At 47.0% G+C, this 16,595-nt stretch carries 15 protein-coding genes; 8 read left to right on the top strand and 7 right to left on the bottom strand.

Features of this window, described 5'->3' with window-relative positions; genetic code table 11:
- Positions 1–81: 81 nt before the first annotated feature.
- Genes CSHOW_RS09045 through selA form a run of 3 tightly spaced genes read right to left on the bottom strand, consistent with a single transcriptional unit; the run spans position 82 to position 3,991 of the window.
- On the bottom strand, positions 82–789 hold the full coding sequence (locus CSHOW_RS09045; RefSeq protein WP_002948950.1) for a thioredoxin domain-containing protein: 708 nt from the start codon (positions 787–789) through the stop codon (positions 82–84).
- 59 nt (positions 790–848) lie between these two features.
- Positions 849–2,669: a selenocysteine-specific translation elongation factor gene (gene selB, locus CSHOW_RS09050; protein WP_002948948.1), complete on the bottom strand. Its 1,821-nt coding sequence runs from the start codon at positions 2,667–2,669 to the stop codon at positions 849–851.
- Positions 2,666–3,991 (bottom strand): L-seryl-tRNA(Sec) selenium transferase, encoded by a 1,326-nt coding sequence (gene selA, locus CSHOW_RS09055; RefSeq protein ID WP_002948945.1) that lies wholly within the window; start codon positions 3,989–3,991, stop codon positions 2,666–2,668. The genes selB and selA overlap by 4 nt, the downstream gene beginning before the upstream one ends.
- Before the next feature lie 161 nt (positions 3,992–4,152).
- Between selA and CSHOW_RS09060 the strand changes: the two genes are divergently transcribed.
- The 3 genes from CSHOW_RS09060 to CSHOW_RS09070 all read left to right on the top strand — a co-directional run bounded on the left by CSHOW_RS09060 (position 4,153) and on the right by CSHOW_RS09070 (position 8,176).
- Positions 4,153–5,826, top strand: coding sequence for a 4Fe-4S binding protein (locus tag CSHOW_RS09060; protein WP_002948943.1), 1,674 nt, complete (start codon positions 4,153–4,155; stop codon positions 5,824–5,826).
- A complete protein-coding gene (locus CSHOW_RS09065; RefSeq protein ID WP_002948941.1) occupies positions 5,816–6,535 on the top strand; it encodes a hypothetical protein in 720 nt (239 codons plus the stop codon). The genes CSHOW_RS09060 and CSHOW_RS09065 overlap by 11 nt, the downstream gene beginning before the upstream one ends.
- Positions 6,536–6,799: 264 nt before the next feature.
- Positions 6,800–8,176 (top strand): ankyrin repeat domain-containing protein, encoded by a 1,377-nt coding sequence (locus CSHOW_RS09070; protein WP_002948938.1) that lies wholly within the window; start codon positions 6,800–6,802, stop codon positions 8,174–8,176.
- Positions 8,177–8,465: 289 nt separating this feature from the next.
- On the opposite strand, the gene CSHOW_RS09075 is transcribed toward CSHOW_RS09070, so the two are convergent.
- The 4 genes from CSHOW_RS09075 to CSHOW_RS09090 form a co-directional block, all read right to left on the bottom strand.
- Positions 8,466–9,164, bottom strand: a complete 699-nt coding sequence (locus CSHOW_RS09075; protein ID WP_002948936.1) for an MqnA/MqnD/SBP family protein — start codon at positions 9,162–9,164, stop codon at positions 8,466–8,468.
- A gap of 418 nt (positions 9,165–9,582) precedes the next feature.
- Complete coding sequence (locus CSHOW_RS09080; protein WP_002948929.1) at positions 9,583–10,131, bottom strand: NAD(P)H-dependent oxidoreductase; 549 nt, start codon at positions 10,129–10,131, stop codon at positions 9,583–9,585.
- Positions 10,132–10,389: 258 nt separating this feature from the next.
- Positions 10,390–10,827, bottom strand: coding sequence for a DUF3137 domain-containing protein (locus tag CSHOW_RS09085; protein ID WP_002948928.1), 438 nt, complete (start codon positions 10,825–10,827; stop codon positions 10,390–10,392).
- A gap of 215 nt (positions 10,828–11,042) precedes the next feature.
- Positions 11,043–11,879: a peptidylprolyl isomerase gene (locus tag CSHOW_RS09090; RefSeq protein ID WP_002948927.1), complete on the bottom strand. Its 837-nt coding sequence runs from the start codon at positions 11,877–11,879 to the stop codon at positions 11,043–11,045.
- 87 nt (positions 11,880–11,966) lie between these two features.
- On the opposite strand from CSHOW_RS09090, the gene gltX reads away from it, so the two are divergent.
- From gltX to CSHOW_RS09115, 5 genes are all read left to right on the top strand, one after another.
- The gene (gltX, locus tag CSHOW_RS09095; protein ID WP_002948926.1) at positions 11,967–13,358 is read left to right on the top strand and encodes a glutamate--tRNA ligase; all 1,392 of its coding nucleotides are present in this window, start codon (positions 11,967–11,969) and stop codon (positions 13,356–13,358) included.
- A complete protein-coding gene (locus CSHOW_RS09100; protein WP_002948925.1) occupies positions 13,355–14,608 on the top strand; it encodes a malic enzyme-like NAD(P)-binding protein in 1,254 nt (417 codons plus the stop codon). The genes gltX and CSHOW_RS09100 overlap by 4 nt, the downstream gene beginning before the upstream one ends.
- Positions 14,609–15,235 carry a uracil phosphoribosyltransferase gene (gene upp, locus CSHOW_RS09105; RefSeq protein WP_002948924.1) on the top strand — a complete coding sequence of 209 codons (627 nt, stop codon included), beginning with the start codon at positions 14,609–14,611 and terminating at the stop codon, positions 15,233–15,235. It begins immediately after the preceding gene.
- A 220-nt stretch (positions 15,236–15,455) separates the two neighbouring features.
- A complete protein-coding gene (locus tag CSHOW_RS09110) occupies positions 15,456–15,989 on the top strand; it encodes a ribonuclease domain-containing protein (protein ID WP_002948923.1) in 534 nt (177 codons plus the stop codon).
- On the top strand, positions 15,986–16,252 hold the full coding sequence (locus CSHOW_RS09115) for a barstar family protein (RefSeq protein WP_002948922.1): 267 nt from the start codon (positions 15,986–15,988) through the stop codon (positions 16,250–16,252). The genes CSHOW_RS09110 and CSHOW_RS09115 overlap by 4 nt, the downstream gene beginning before the upstream one ends.
- Positions 16,253–16,595: the final 343 nt, after the last annotated feature.

Here is a 16,595-nt window from a genome sequence, read left to right on the forward strand (position 1 = left end):
CAAGTTAAAAATGTATATTTTATGTAACTCTGGGGGTTTTGAGCTAAATTTATCAAATTTAGCTCAAATTCGCGTTAGATGTTATTTTTGAAGGTCGCTTAAATTTACTATGAAAGGCACTGAGCGAACGCCGGCGGCGGAGTATTTTTGTCTCAAGTTATCCATCGCTTTTACGTCAGCATCGCTAACGGCACCGTCTGCAACCTTATAGTCGTCCGCGAAATATTTTCGTAAAATTTTGATCTTATCGCTATCGGTTTTCGCACTTGCGGCGTCTTTATAGATCAAAAAGCTTTTTTGCAAAGACGAAACGTCGTGAACCGGAGTTAAGATTAGCTTTACGTTGCTTTCTTTTAGCGTCGCTTCGATCTTTTCAAGCTCTAGGCGGCAGTATGGGCACTCAGGATCCGAAAACATCACGATAGTCGGCTTTTTAGAGTCGTTTCCTAGAGTGATGATATTTTCTTTTTGCTCGTTTTTATAGACTTTTGAGATGTTTTTCGCCGCTATTTCCTTTTTTATCTCTTGCAGGTAGGCTTTTTGCGCCTTTAGGTCGATGATGTCCGGGAAAAGTAGGTCGCCTTTAGTAAAGATAACCTCGTCTTGGCTGACTTGACCGTTGCTCAAATTTACCACGACCGCTTCGATTCCGTCGGTTAACGGTTTGCGCTCAGTTACATTTACTTTCACGCCCTCGCCGACCATCTGCGAGTAAAAACCGACTACTTGCTCGTTTGACGCCGCAAACATCGCAGAGGCCGCCATTAGCGACAAAACTATTTTTTTCATTTCATTCCTTTATAAAAATTTGCGCGGATTATATTAGCTTTTTATAAATAGATAAAAAATCACGCTTTTAAAACTCTATCTGTGCCGTTTTTTACGATATTAGGATCTAGATCGAGCTGCTCGAGGTAGGCGATTATGTATTTTCTACTCAAATTTAACGCCTCTTTCGCGTTTGTTACGTTTACGAATCCTTGCGCGGCGATGACGGCTTTTAGCTTCGCAAGCGCCTCGTTTAGGGCCTTTGACGTTACGAAAAGATTATGCGCGAGCCTCACCACGCGCCCGATTCCCGTTAGCTTTTTTAGTGCGTTATCGCCGCTAACTCGGTCGATCTCAAGCTCGTCGTAGATGTTATAAGGCGCCAGGGGAGCTAAATTTCCGCTTTGCAAAATCTCGTAAATTTTCTCCTCGAGCCTGATTTTTAGCTTGCTCATATCGACGCCCGTTTTAGTATAGACGCCGTCGTTTTTAGCGATCGCGCCCGCGCTTTCTAGCTCGTCAAGCGCCTTTTGGGCGATATTTTCGCTAGCCCATGAGAGCTTTAGGCTGATGCTCGTAGCCGAAAATACCGCAAATTCGTTCTTTTCTATCATAAATTTGACCGCGCTTTTTATCCGATCGACCGCGCTTAGATCGTAGATATTTAGCGCCTTTTCATCGACGAATACATTTGGCGTTTGTTTTGCTATAGCGACGGCCTCCTCGTGATTTAGCCCGAAGCGCTGATAGGCCGAGATGATGCCAAAGCCGTTTTTATGCGTATCTTTTAGCATCGCAAAGGCGCTTACGAAATCTTTTTTGAGAAGCGAGTTTAAAAACGAAATTTTGCTTGATTTTTTCATCGGTTCGCTCACGGCGTTTAGTACCCTGCCACCGCCTATGACGCGACCGTTTGCGATGAGCACGAACGGCTCGTCAAATTTTAAAAACATATCCCTTTCAAATTTAAACGTCGCAAATATCCCGCCCTCTTTTTCGCTAAGAACCAGTGCTTTTGCGGGCGCAGCCTTTGCGCCGACGCAAAAAGTAACGCTCTGCCCGTGCGTTAGCTCGCGAGCGAAAACTATCGCGTCTATCTCACGAAATCCTCTAAAAAAGCCCTTTTTACTAAGCAATTGGCCCTTTTTTAGATCGTTTAGCTCAATCCCCGTCAAATTTAGCGCCACGCGGCTACTAACTCCGGCACGGTCAACGAAAGTGTCATGGCTCTGCACGCTTCGCACCTGCACTTCTTTGCCTGCGTCATAGTTAAACAGCTTTTCGTTTTTCGTCACGCTGCCTTCTATCACGGTGCCCGTAACTACGTTTCCGATACCTTTTAGGCTAAAAACGCGGTCGATGTAATACCTAAAAACGCCCTCTTGCTCGCGCTTAGCCGCCTTTAGCGTGAAAAGATAATTTCGCAGCTCGTCGATGCTCGCGCTATCCTTGATACTAACCGGGAAAATCTCTAAAATTTGCAGATTTTTGTAGTTTTGTGCGGCGGCATAAATTTCGCCTTTTCGCTGCTCTATTAGCTCTGCGCTAGCCAGGTCGCACTTGGTAAGAGCTACTACGAGCGAACGAACGCCAAGGATATTTAAAACCTCCAAATGCTCCAAAGACTGTGGCATAAGTCCGTCGTTTGCCGCCACGACGAAAAGGCACGCGTCAAATCCATACGCACCGCTGATCATAGTCTTGATCAAATTTTCATGCCCAGGCACGTCGATAAATGCGATATTTTCGCCGTTTTTGCTCAAATTTGAAAAGCTAAGATCGATCGTGATCCCGCGCTTTTGCTCCTCCTCTAGCCTGTCGCCCTCAAAGCCGTTTAGCTCCTTTATCAGCGCCGTTTTGCCGTGGTCGATGTGCCCGGCCGTTCCTATTATTAAGCTCATTTTTCATCCGTTTCGTTGATTTTTTCTATCAAATTTTGCACGTCCGCGTCCAGCACGCTGCGAAGATCGAGCAAAAATTTGCCATCCTCGATGCGGCCGATCACGAGATTTTTCCTAAATTTAGCCTCGTTTTCGTTCGCGTTTCCTTTGACGGCTAGCGCGAGGCTAGGTATGCGTTTATTTGGCATAGTGCCGCCGCCTACGAATGTCGTCGTGCGCACGACTTCAAGCGGAGTTTTTAGCTGCGAGTTTATGAAATTTGCCGTGTTTTCTAGCTCCTCTACGCTTTTATAGAGCTGCTTTACCGTCGTGATAAGCTCAAATTCTCGGTTTGCGTAGGCTTTGACGCTCTCGGCCAGTAGCGAGATGATCACCTTATCCACGCGCAGCATTCTTAGCAGCTGATTTTTCTTTAGCTTTGCGATGAGCCCCTTTTTGCCTAGGATTATGCCGCACTGCACGGAGCCAAAGAGCTTATCGCCGCTAAAGCTAACGAGCGAGGCGTCTTTTAGATTTTTTAGATTCGGCTCGTTGCGCTCTAGACCGTAGGGCAGCTCGCCGTAAAATCCGCCGCCAAGATCAAAATAATCAATGAGATTTCGCTCTCTTGCCAGCGCGCTAAGATCCGGCATCGCCGCTTCCTCGCTAAAGCCTACGATATCGAAATTTGACCTATGCACCTTTAAGATCAGCTTCGAGTTTTCGTTTATCGCGTCCTCATAGTCGCGCAGGTTGGTTTTATTCGTCGTGCCCACTTCGCGCAGGATCGCGCCCGAGTTTGCCATGACTTCGGGCACGCGAAAGCTCCCGCCGATCTCGACTAGCTCGCCTCTGCTGATGATAGCTTCGCCGCCTTTTGAGAAGGTATTTAGCACCAAAAATACGGCGCTTGCGTTGTTATTTACTATGACGGCGTCCTCAAAGCCAAAAAGCTCCGCCAGCAGCCCGCCCACGTAGTCGTAGCGGTTTGAGCGGCCGCCCTTTTCGACGCTGTACTCTAAATTTGAATACCCCGTGATCACGGGCTCGGCTCGGCGTAAAATTTCAGGATCGATCGCGCTGCGGCCGAGATTCGTGTGGATGATGACGCCGGTTGCGTTTATTAGGCTGCGCAGGCTCAAATTTGACGCCTTTTCGTAGCGCGCGAGCGTGTTTTGGACGATTTCGCCTGGCTCAGGGCAGTTTTTGCCTCCTAAAATTTGAGCGCGCAGGCTCTCTAGCTCGGCCCTGGCGACCTTAGTCAGCAAGCTCGTGTCAAGCCCGAAAAATCGCTCGTTTTTTATAAATTTATCTATCTGCGGGAGTTTTCGTAGTTCGTTCAAATTCGCTCCTAGTAAATTTGTGTTACCGAGCGCGATTTTAGCATAAATTTGGATAAATCTAATCTTATTAAAAAAAATAAATGTAAAATTTCAGAGCCTATTAATGCCTTTAGTATTAAAATGCGCTCAATTTTGATAACGCGTAGCGCGGGGAGAAAATCATGAAAGAATTCGGTTTTTACAACGATTTTGACGAAAATTTGATGCTAAACGAGCAGATCGAGATAAACGGCGAAGGCGACTACATCGTCTCAAATTCGCCCAAACTAAAGGCAAGCGTCGTAGCGCCGGAGATAAATTTTTATCTAAAAAACACCGCAGACTCGGTGCTGGATAAGGCTAAAAACACGCTTTTGCTTTATGAGGCTAGAGCCAGCGCCTTTGACCTAGCGCGCGACATCGACTACGAAAAACCAGTCGGCAAAAACGTCGTGATCGTTAGCAACGGCGGCCGCGAAAATTTGGCAAATTTGCTTAAGGAAAAAGGCTTTAAAACTATCGAGCTGACGCATTTTGAGATCAAATTTATCTACGGAGCCGCAGGCGAACTAAGCGTGCTAGTGCTGCGCCCGGACGGCGAGTTTGAGGTAGACTGCGACTTTTTCCTCGTAGAAAACGCGCGCGAATACATGCTAAAACAAAGCGGCTGCTACGAGATCGCAGGCAAAAGCGACGAGGAAATCGCCGCGCAGCTAGAGGCGCAAAGCCCGAAATTTAAATTTAAAAGCCACGTCCACTACGACTCCACGATCTGCCAGTATCACGAGCGCAGACACGAAATCTGCGGCAGATGCGTCGAGGCCTGCCCTACGGTAGCGATCCTAAAAGAGGACGAGACCAAGCACCTAGTTTTCTCTCACATCGACTGTGTAAACTGCGGCGGCTGCGTGAGCGTCTGCCCTAGCGGCGCGCTTGATTACTCGGATATGCCGCGAAACTCTTTTGCCGAGATAGCCAAACTCTACCGCGGCCGGATCGCTCTAGTCGTACCCGCAAAGGCAAATTTAGAAAACTTAAGCGTAAATTTACCCGCAAACGTGTTGCCTTTTGCCGTGAGCGGTGAGAGATTTTTGAGCGAGACGCATCTGCTTACATTGCTTCAAGAAAGCGGCGCGCAGGTCGTGATCTACGAGCAAAATATCGGCAAAGGCACCAAAGACGCGGTGGATATTTTAAACCAAATTTATGAGCTTAAATTTCATGAAAAAGCCGTCCTCGTAGCAGAAAACGAAGACAAGCTAAAAAGCGCCCTATCTCAGGCCAAATTTATCGAAGGCTCGCAGCACTCCGTCACCGAGTACGCTCTGCCAAAGCGCGAAATTTTCGCCAGACGCCTAGAGTGGCTAGTCGGAGATCAAAATTTAGGCTCCGTTAGCACTACCGAGCTCATCAGATACGGCCGCGTCGAGATAAACCGCGACACCTGCACGCTGTGCCTAAGCTGCGTGGGAGCGTGTAACGTCGCCGCCCTAGTCGCGGACAAGGAAACAAACTCCATCGTCTTTAACCCGAGCGTCTGCACCGCGTGCGGATACTGCGAGCTTAGCTGCGCGGAAAAAGACACGATATTTTTACGCCCCGGCAAGATTGACCTGGAGCCTAGTTTCTTTACCTTTAGCGAGCTAGCCAGAGACGAGCTTTTCGCCTGTATCGAGTGCGGCAAGGAGTTTGCGACCAAAAAGGCCGTCGAAAAGATCGCCGCGATCATGGCGCCTAAATTTAACGGCGACAAAGCCAAACTAAAGACGCTTTATTGCTGCTCGGACTGCAAAGCCAAAGTGATGGTAAAAGCGCAAATGGATCAAATGAAAGAAGAGGTTTTAAATGGACAATAACTTAACCAAGGCGCGCGCGTATTTTTACGAGTTTTTGGCCTATCCGCTGTTTTTTCACGAGCACGGCGGCAAATTTGACCGCTGGCGCGAGCAGCTAGCCTACCTGGCTACTAGTCCAGTTACGCCTGCGAGCGAGGCTGCGTTTGCAAATTTGGCCAAATTTGACTTTGAGAAATTCGCCAGGGAGCAAAACGACGTACTTTTTGACTTTTCTTACTCAAATATCCCGCTAAACGCCTCGTTTTACGAGGACGGACGCGACGACGGCGCGGCTAGGCTACGCGTGATCGAGTGCCTGAAGCTAAGCCCGTACCGCAGAGACAAAGACGTCTGCAAGGACAGCGAGGACTACGTCGGATTTATATTTTTAGCCACGGCGACCTTTTTGCGCGACGAAGTAGCGGGCGCGGCAAATATCAGCAGCAAGCTATTTACGGACGTTACGAATAAATTTATAGATGAATTTATCAAATTTTTATCCGCTCACAAAAATGCAGACTTTTTCGCCTCTTACGCGGTTATCTTGCGCGATTTTATCGATCTTGAGCGCGCGGTGCTAGGCGTAGAAGCCCCTCCTGCGCCGATCGGTGACAGCGCGGCGGTAGCCTCGATGAAAAAAGAGCCGTTTCAAAGCAAGATGCCTACGGCCAAAACAAAACTCCGCTGGGAGGAGTTCTCGCCCGTCATCTCGCAAGAGTTTGACGACTGAGGACTACGCGCTTAAATTTGCTTGCTAGGCTCGTGCCGGCAGGCAAATTTAACTTGCCCGAGTCGCCCGCGCGGCCGTCTCTCGTCAAATTTGCGCTTTAAATTTGACGAGATAAACCCGTCCGTTTTCGGTGCGATTTTTTAGCATCTTTAACCCGCCCAAATTTACTCCCGCATTTTCCAAATTTCCCTTCCAATTTCACTCAAATTTAACCGCCCTTTGGCTAAGATTTCGCAAATTTAGTCATGAGCAAAAGGATCAAATTTGCAAAGCTTTTTTAAATTTATATTCACACTCGCAGCCTTTGCCGCTATCCTCTTTTATCTTTCGTTTTTGGGAGTTAAATTTGATAAATTTGGATCAGGCTCTATGCCGACAGGTTTTACCGTCACTCCCGATACTAAAATAGACCCAAACTCCGAGCTAGCTAAATACGTAACGCAAGAGGAGATAGAGGCGTTTGGATTCGGTTCGTCCGATATAGTTTGCGATAAAGAGAAAAACGCTACGCTCGTGCCTTTAAGGGCCGCTCTTGATAGAAAAGATACCGATTTCGTAGTTAAATTTATAAAAGACAACAACCTAAGCGTAGACGTAGAGATGAGAGATAAAAGAACCCCGCTGATGTACAGCTCTTTTAGAAACGACGTAAATACCTCTAGTGCTCTAATAAATTTAGGAGCTGACATAAGGGCTAAGGATAGATTCGGCTTATCTCCTATGGCTTACGCCATTATGTTAAACTCCCTTGATACCGCCAAAATACTACTAGAAAAAGGGGTTAAATTTGAAGAGGTGGAGTATTTATCGCCGCATATTTATACAAACAGATACTATGATTCTTCCAGATTTGAATCCATAATCATAAACGGCGAGAATAACATAACAATACGCTACAAATACGATCAGGGGCGTCCAGAGACGGATCTAAATAATCCGCAATGCGTAGAGTCGAGCACTAGATATAAATCAGACCCGTTTTTCTACGTAGTAAATAGAAATCTGCCTCAGATGGCAGAACTAATGCTAAGCACGGGGTATAAACCTAGAGAGTTTAAAATGGGAAGCGGACTACAAGGCATAAAAGATGAAGAGAAAAATAGACCGTTAAAACTAAGCGGCTGGGCATATCTAGGTAACTACGAAAACTACGAACCTATGCTTGAGGTATTTATAAAATACGACCTCCCTAATGCTCCTACTAAGGATCAGCTAAAGGAGGCGTATAAAGCGTGCTATGATAACTTAAAATCTTTTACGGAAGCAAAAGAAAAATACATCTATGGAATGAATCAAGGTAGAGACAAAGAGGCTGAGGAAAAGATACAAAGAACGAATAAAAAATACAAATACGCCCCCTATCAACATATATATCAAGACGGTCTTTTGCAATACAAACCAAAGCCGATAGATACAAAAATGATAGAAACATTTGATAAGACGATAAATTCTTACTTTAAACACTGCCCCGACGAAAATGCAACGTTTAAAGACGCTAGAGCTTTTATAAAATGGGCAAATGAAGAGAGAAGGCAATATAAAATAGAAGCATTTATAGATAAATACGAAAATGACCCAACCAAGGTGATTTACGTAGATAGTAACCGAAGTAAATCCAGCTCAAGCTCAAATTTGAAGTAAAATAATCTAGCCGCAAAGACGAAGCCAAAATATAAATTCGGTCGAATGAAATTTGAGCTCGCGGCGGCGTAAATTTAAGCGGGCAAATTTGATGAGAACCGACGTAAATTTGCCCGCTAAATTTCAAATTTGACTGAATCTTGTTAGCTTCTAAAAAATGCGTCGCTTAAAGTGATTAAAATTTAGCGTTGCGCGGCGGTTAGGCTTTAAACTACCGCATTTAAAGCGACCGCGAAAACCGCCCGAGATAAAGGCAAATTTAAAACGGCGCGTTAGAGTAAATTTGCGCCTAACGCTCGCCTCGTGCCAAAAGCTTTGCCGTGCGTCCGTTTTTTCGCACTTCTTTGAAAAATATCCGCAGCGCCTTTTGCTCCTTTGCGCCGATTTCGTAGCTGATAAATTTGAGATACCATTTGATATCGTCTGCGCTGATGCCCCTAGTTTGGGCGTATTTGGCGAGGATATAGTTTGGGATTTTGACATTTGCTCGCAAAAACTCGCGCGCCAGCCGCTCATACGCGCCACGCCCCTTCACGCAGGAAAATCGCCCGAAAACAAACGGCAAGCCCGTCCGCTCGCGCCACGCCCGCCCAAGGTCGTAAAACGCCTCCTCACCATCCCGCAGATACGCCTTTAGCGCGCGGTCGCCGATGAGCACCTCGCCCTCAAGCCCCAGTAATTCGGCTAACGCGTTTGAGCTCGCAGACGCGGGGTCGGGACGCGCGGAGGTGCCCTTTCGCACGAGCACGCTTTTGACGTCACCTTTTGCGACGATGCCCAGGCTCACTTTTTTATAGCGTTTTTTGCGGCTTTCGATGCTTGAGACCACGGCGGCGTCGATCCTGCGGCAGCACAGATCGCGGTTTAGTTTGCTTGGCACGCCCTTTTTAAATTCGATGATTTTTTTATCCTGCGAGCTTAGGCGCGAGCGCTTTAAAAATACGTGAAAAGGAAGCAAATTTAGATAATCAATCTTGCCAAAAATCATAAAAACTCCGAATTTATAAGGATTTGCGCCGTTTTAAAACGAGCCAAATTTAAAGCCAAATCCTAATGCGTAAAAATTTCATAAAACCAAAATCGTCGCCCACGGCAAAAGATACGGTCGTGAGCTTTGCTGCGATAACGCAAATTTGACCAAATCTCGCCGTAAAATACGCCCGCACCAAAGCAAAGTACGATAAAGGTGCGGGTCTGGGCCGTCAGGAAAAACAAAAAACTAGCTCGCCCCGCAAAGGACTATGGCGCAAAACCAGCAAAATCTCCGCGATACGCCGAGTCGCTCACATTGTTTGGGCGCCTAAGCTGACATTTTGTGCGGTTAAATTTGAAAAAGCGGCGACTCCGCACGGGAAATCGCCGCTAGCAGTGCAAATTTTAGCCCAGGGCCGAGCTATTTTGCTTCGTTAAATTTGATATTCGTGCTCTTCAAGCTCGTCGTTTAAGAGCTTCGTAAATCTCGCCGCATGCGCCTCTATCGCGCTATCAGGCACACCCGGCTCCACGCCGCAGCTAGCGAAAATCCGTCCGTAAACGAGCTCGCAAAAGTCCGCGCAGCACTGAAGCGGCAGCAAAATCTCGTTTAGGCTAAATTTGATCGCGCCGTGCTTGGAGTATTCGCCTAGCCCGCCGCCCGCGCTCACGGCGATTTGCAGCTGTTTGCCCGCGATCTTCGCGCCCTCGCCGTAGGCAAAGCCGCGGCTAAGCACGTAGTCGATGTATGCCTTTAGCATGGAGGGCACGTTAAAGCCCATCATTGGGAATAAAAACACGATGCGATCCGCGCGCAAAAACGCCTCCTGCTCGGCTGCGACGTCGATTTTTAGGGCGTCGGTGCCATAAAGTCCCTCTAGGTGGCGAACCTCGGCACCTGCGCTTTTTGCGGCGTTTGCCAGTGCCTTGTTTAGGCGAGAGGCGGCGAAATTTGGGTGAGATAAAACTACTAGCGTTTTCATTTTGGCTCCTTTTTTGATAAATTTTAGAGCATTTGCGCTTTTGGGACGTTAAATTTAAGCTGATTAAATTTGCTGATTTTTAAACTCTCCTCAAACCGCAAAAGTCTTATTTTTGAGAAATTATATCATCAAAAGCCTAAAAACGGGTTAAGGCGAGCGGCTAAATTTTAACTAGTAAGACACTAGATGGTACGGCCGTAAATTCTCGCTCAAATTTATCTGCAAAATCCCCAATCATCTAAGCCGTCAAATTTGCCCTCACTTAAAAATATCAAGGTTCAAATTTAATTCGTCTATGATAGATAAAAGCTCTGAAATTTCCTTTTTTATCTGCTTTACCTCATAAAGGCTAGGCGGTAGCGAAAAGAGAGTTGTTTCAAATCTATTTTCCGCTCCGTTTAAAAATAGGTAAAATTTGTCGTCCATAAATGCCGCGCTCACCCCCATATCTCCCGCAAATTTTTCCTTTAGCTCGTACAAACGTCTCATAAACGTAGGCGTCAAAAGATATCTCGCCCCTACTTTGTCATCCGTAAAAACTCTAAATTCATCGTTAAAAAGAGTATCGTCCATCTGCTCTTTTTCGCCTAAAAATTTAGTATTTAGCGTACGGCTCGCCACTATCGTTTGACCGTTAAATTTCTTGTAAAACTCACAGACCAAGACCGAGCCGCTAAAAGGTTGTGTGTATTTCATTGCTTCCCACATAAAACTATCACTCAGAAAGTGAAAGCCTATCGTAGCTTATGGTATCCATGACTTCGTGAGATTAAATTTGATATCGTTTGGAGATAAATTTATGCCGTAAAGGTGCGGGTCTTGGCGAGTAAGCAACTAAATTTAAAAAATCGGTCAAATTTGACCGAAAATAAAAGAATTTAAGCCGAGTAAAATCGGCTTAAAATTTGAGTTTAGCGTAGATATTTGACGTTAGCTTTGGCGCGGAGTTTGTTGAAGTATTCGCCGATGACGCGGTCTTGCTCGAGTTTATAAAGCGCGTTCATCGCCTCGTCTCTGACCTCGTCAAATTCAGGCATCGTTTGCCCCTTTTTAGACGCTACGTAAAACATCTCAAAGCCCTGGGGAGTCTGGAAAATTTGCGTGAAAGTGCCGTCCGCGGTCTGCTGAAATATCGTTCGTAGTTGAGGCGGGATCTGCTCGCTTTTTAGATCCAGCACGTCCATGTGCACGCTGTGGTTGGTGTTCATCGGGGAGCTGTGTCTGGCGGCCTCCAAAAGCTGCATCGAAGGCGCCACGTATCTAGTCACGCTCACGTCGGTAAAGTGCGCGAAAAGGTCGCGATTTTGCTCGAAATACGCTCTCGCGGCGTTTTCTGAAATGTTGATTTTAGCCTCGGCAAATATGCTTTGATATAGCTTTTCTTGTTTTATGGTTTTTGCGACGTCGTCTTTAAACTGCGCGTAGTCTCCGCCCTTTGATAGTACGGCCGAGCGCAGATCGGAGGCGCTCATACCGCTCTCGCTTGCGATCTTTTGCAGCCTTTGATTTAGCTCGTAGTCGCTGGCTTCGATTTTTAGGTTTTTGATCTGCGCGGTTTCGAGTCTATCGCGGATCAGTAAATTTAGCGCGTTTGCTTCGCTTGTTTGTAGCTGCGCGGCGGCTTTGCGTACTTCGTTTACGGTGATGGGTTCGTTTTCGATGATGACGGCTATGCCGTTTGAGATCTGGCTCGCGTTAGCCATACAAAAACTGAGAAAAAACGCGGCGAATGAGATCTTTTTTAACATATAAAACCTTTGTTTAAGTCTAAAGTAAATATAATTTGAGCATTATAACATTTTAAATTTAAGCGCAAGCTATAAAGGTAAAATTTAATGCAAAATTCACAAATAGTAACTAGATTTGCCCCCTCTCCGACCGGATATCTACACATCGGCGGTCTTAGGACGGCGCTTTATAACTACTTATATGCTAGAGCAAACGGCGGCAAATTTCTGCTACGCATCGAAGATACCGACCTAAAACGCAACTCCGAGGAAGCCACGCAAGCGATAAAAGAAGCCTTTGCCTGGTGCGGGCTAGATCACGACGGCGAGGTGACGTATCAGTCGCGTAGATTCGACGTATATAAAGAGTATGTACAAAAGCTGCTAGCCGAGGGCAAAGCCTATAAATGCTACATGAGCAAAGACGAGCTAGACGCTTTGCGCGCCGAGCAAGAAGCGAGAAAAGAGAGGCCCAAATACGATAATCGCTACCGCGAATTTACCGGTACTCCGCCTGCGGGAGTCGAGCCCGTCATCCGCATCAAAGCGCCTCTAAGCGGCGAGATCGTGATCGACGACGGCATCAAAGGCGAGGTCAAATTTAGAGTCGAGGATATCCTGGATGATTTCATCATCGCGCGCTCCGACGGTACTCCGACGTATAACTTCACAGTCGTGATAGACGATGCGCTAATGGGCGTAACCGACGTCATCCGCGGCGACGATCATCTATCAAATACCCCAAAACAAATCGTACTCTACGATGCACTGGGCTTTAAGGCGCCGAAATTTTATCACGTCGCGATGATAAACGGCGAGGACGGTAGCAAACTAAGCAAACGCCACGGCGCGACCGACGTGATGGAGTATAAACGAATGGGTTATCTGCCTGAGGCTCTTTTAAATTTCCTCGTGCGCCTAGGCTGGAGCCACGGAAACGACGAAATTTTCTGCATGGACGATATGCTAAAGTACTTTGATCCGCACGATATAAACAAAAGCTCAAGCACCTATAACGCAAGCAAGCTAGAGTGGCTAAATGCCCACTATATCAAGACTCTGCCGTACGACAGGCTGGCAAAAGAGATGCTTGAATTTGAGATAGATTTTAAAGCGATGCCAAAGGGCGAGGTGCTGTTAAATTCATTGCGCGAGCGCTCAAAAACGCTAGTTGAAATGAGCCAGAGCGCAAGAACGATAATAAACGCTCCAAGCGCATACGACGAGAAAGCCTACGCTAAATTTATCACGCCCGAAAGTAAGGAAAATTTGGCTAAATTTGCCGAAATTTTAGGCGAAAATTTAGACGCCAAAGGCTACGAGGAGATGACGGGTAAATTTTTAGAAGCAAACGGCTTAAAGCTAAAAGACCTAGCTCAGGCGCTTCGCGTCGCGCTAACTGGAAATAGCGTAAGCCCGGGGATATTTGAGGTGCTCGAAGTTTTGGGCGCGGACGAGACGAAAAAACGAATAAGAAATATTTTAAAGGAGAACAAATGACACACGTAACTAACGAAGAGGCGCTCGCGTATCACGAGGGCGGCAAGATAGAGATAAAAGTAAAAACCCCATGCGCGACGGCTAGAGACCTATCTATGGCCTACACGCCGGGCGTTGCGGTACCTTGTAAAGAGATCGAGGCCGACAACGAGCTAGCCTACAAATACACCAACAAGGCAAATTTAGTAGCCGTCATCACCGACGGTACGGCCGTGCTTGGTCTAGGCGACATCGGTGCGGTAGCGGGCAAACCCGTGATGGAGGGCAAGGCTGTTTTGTTTAAAAAATTTGCAAACGTAGACGCCTTTGACATCGAGCTAGACGAGCACGATCCTGATAAGATCGTAGAGATCTGCAAAGCGCTCTCTCCAACTTTCGGCGGTATAAATTTAGAAGATATCCGCGCTCCAAAGTGTTTTGAGATCGAGCGCAAACTACAAGAAGCAGTCGATATCCCGGTCATGCACGACGACCAGCACGGCACGGCGATGATAACAAGCGCGGGCATAATAAACGCGATGGAGATTTCAGGCAAAGATATCTCTAAAATCAAAATCGTAGTTAGCGGCGCGGGCGCGGCAGGCATCGCATGCGCGAAGATGTATAAAGCGCTTGGCGCAAAACACATCGTGATGGTAGACAGTAAAGGCGTGATCCACAAAGGCCGCACCGATCTAACCCCGGAAAAGCTAGAATTTGCCCTAGAAACCGCAGATAGAACGCTAGCTGACGCGATGAAGGGCGCGGATATGTTCCTAGGCCTATCAAAACCCGGCGTCGTGACTAAGGAAATGGTCGCGTCTATGAACGACGAGCCGATCATCTTTGCTCTTGCTAACCCGACTCCGGAAATCTTCCCCGAAGACGTCGCTAGCGTGCGAAACGACGTGATGATGGGAACCGGCCGCAGCGACTATCCAAACCAGGTAAATAACGTTCTTGGCTTTCCGTTTATATTCCGCGGAGCGCTTGACGTCAGAGCTAAAAAAATCACCGAAAATATGAAAATGGCTGCGGCGCGCGCGCTTGCAAATTTAGCTAAAGAGCCCGTGCCTGCGGAGGTTTGCGCGGCGTTTGGCGTAAAAGAGCTAAAATTCGGCAAAGACTACATCATACCAAAACCGTTTGACAATCGCGTGCTTTTAGCCGTGGCTCCTGCCGTAGCGCAGGCTGCGGTCGACGACGGCGTAGCTAGAGTGAAGGATTTTGACGTAAAAGCCTATACCGAAAAGCTAGCGAAAGGTCTGTAAATGAAAAACGTCAGGCTCATCTCACACCCGCTCATCGAGCACAAACTAGCGATTTTAAGGGATAAAAACACCGAGCCGTTTCAGTTTAGGATGCTCGTGGACGAGATCAGCCACCTGATGATATTTGAGGCGACTAGGGATCTGGCGCTGCGCGACGTGAGCGTGCAGACTCCGGTCGCCCAGGCTCAGGCCAAAAAGCTCGCGACAAAGGTGATGATTTGCCCTATTTTGCGAGCGGCACTGGGTATGCTTGATAGCGTATTTACGATTATTCCAGACGCAAGCGTCGGCTTTTTGGGCTTTCAGCGAAACGAAAAAACTGCGGAGGCGGAGTTTTTCTACGCTAAACTGCCTCGCGACGCCAAAAACCGCCTAGCCATCATCATCGATCCGATGTTTGCTACCGGCGGTACGGCTATCGACGCGGTTAAATTTTTACGCGAAAACGGTATAAAGCAGATCAAATTTATCTCCATCATCGCCGCCCCCGAGGGGCTAAAGCGCTTTAGCGAGGTTTACCCGGACGTCGAGGTCTATACGGCTGCGATCGACGAGCGACTAAACGAGAAAAACTATATCGTGCCGGGGCTTGGCGACGCTGGCGATAGGGTGTTTAATACGCTTTAAATTTGACGAACTAGGACGGCAAATTTAGCTTTTTACCGTAAATTTGACCGAATTTGACTGCGATCTATGCGGTTAAATTCGGTTTTTGTCTAGTCAAATTTAGCGTAAATTTACTCTAGTCTTTACGGCGCGACATTATCAAATTTGGATTTAGTCCGTAAAATTTGACGGCAAATTTAACGCCGAAGCAAGCGCTTCAAATTTATTCCAAAGGTCTTTTTTGAACAAACAACTACTTAGAAACGTCATCTTACCGCTAGCTGTTTTGCTGCTCGCGGCGTTGTTTAAATTTATTATCCCAGATAGCAGCTCAACCCCACCAAAGCAAAATCAGCCGCAAAGCGAGTTTAGAGGAAACGACGCAAGTAAAAACGTAGCTACCGCGCCTTCCGCAAACGTCGTAAAAGACGGCATCTACACCTCAAAAGACGAGGTTGCGGCGTATATTTATAAATTCGGCGAGCTGCCGCGAAATTTCATCACCAAAAAAGATGCGATCGCGCTCGGATGGGACGCTAAAAGCGGCAATCTATGGCAGGTCACAGACAAAAAAAGCATCGGCGGCGACCGCTTTTCAAACAGAGAAAAAAAACTGCCCGAGGCTAGCGGGCGCAAGTGGTTTGAGTGCGATATCGGATACCGCGGAGGACGACGTGGAGCCGAGCGTATCGTGTTTTCTAGCGACGGGCTGATCTACTACACGCCCGATCATTATGAGAACTTTTATCTACTTTTTGATCGGAGACAGCAGTGAAAACCATAACTCTAAACGGCACTAAAATGCGCGAGAAAACAGCGGCCTTTGAGTATCTAGTGCGAAAATTCGGCCTTGACTTAGATGTGAAAAACCTCGACGCGCTCTACGACGCTCTTGGCGAGATAAACAAACCAACGCAGATAAATCTAAAAAACCGCGCCGCTCTTAGCGCACTTGGCGACTATGCAGACGATCTAATCGCCGTTTTTACCGATCTAGCGGAGGAAAACGAGCGCGTACAATTTGAGATTTTGTCTTGATTTGGTTGCCGCTCGTGATACCGCAGCTGTGGATAAAATTTGATTTTAAACTCGTTTTTGTCCCTCAAGTAAAATCACCAAAAAATTAATCCGAATTTTATCGTCTAAAATTCGGCTTCAAACCCAAAAATTAGAGCTAAATTTTTGATAACTAACGCGACTTTAAAAGCCATATCTAACGCCACCGCACACATTACCTTATCCGTTTGATGAGGAGATTTTGCCACGAAGGGCTGCGTGGATCTTATGCTCGGATGCTCTGCTGAGCCGACCCGCAGCCAATACCAAACCGTTACGCGGTGCGATAAAAATAGCCAAAGAGAGAAAACCGTCGCCTAATGCT

It is taken from the genome of Campylobacter showae, from assembly GCF_004803815.1.
Lineage (GTDB): Bacteria > Campylobacterota > Campylobacteria > Campylobacterales > Campylobacteraceae > Campylobacter_A > Campylobacter_A showae.

Bases quoted from the DNA above. Each gene is read 5' to 3' on its own strand.
- CSHOW_RS09045 (WP_002948950.1), bottom strand. From the start codon at position 789: ATGAAAAAAATAGTTTTGTCGCTAATGGCGGCCTCTGCGATGTTTGCG.
- selB (WP_002948948.1), bottom strand. From the start codon at position 2,669: ATGAGCTTAATAATAGGAACGGCCGGGCACATCGACCACGGCAAAACG.
- CSHOW_RS09060 (WP_002948943.1), top strand. From the start codon at position 4,153: ATGAAAGAATTCGGTTTTTACAACGATTTTGACGAAAATTTGATGCTA.
- CSHOW_RS09065 (WP_002948941.1), top strand. From the start codon at position 5,816: ATGGACAATAACTTAACCAAGGCGCGCGCGTATTTTTACGAGTTTTTG.
- CSHOW_RS09075 (WP_002948936.1), bottom strand. From the start codon at position 9,164: ATGATTTTTGGCAAGATTGATTATCTAAATTTGCTTCCTTTTCACGTA.
- CSHOW_RS09080 (WP_002948929.1), bottom strand. From the start codon at position 10,131: ATGAAAACGCTAGTAGTTTTATCTCACCCAAATTTCGCCGCCTCTCGC.
- CSHOW_RS09085 (WP_002948928.1), bottom strand. From the start codon at position 10,827: ATGAAATACACACAACCTTTTAGCGGCTCGGTCTTGGTCTGTGAGTTT.
- CSHOW_RS09090 (WP_002948927.1), bottom strand. From the start codon at position 11,879: ATGTTAAAAAAGATCTCATTCGCCGCGTTTTTTCTCAGTTTTTGTATG.
- gltX (WP_002948926.1), top strand. From the start codon at position 11,967: ATGCAAAATTCACAAATAGTAACTAGATTTGCCCCCTCTCCGACCGGA.
- CSHOW_RS09100 (WP_002948925.1), top strand. From the start codon at position 13,355: ATGACACACGTAACTAACGAAGAGGCGCTCGCGTATCACGAGGGCGGC.
- upp (WP_002948924.1), top strand. From the start codon at position 14,609: ATGAAAAACGTCAGGCTCATCTCACACCCGCTCATCGAGCACAAACTA.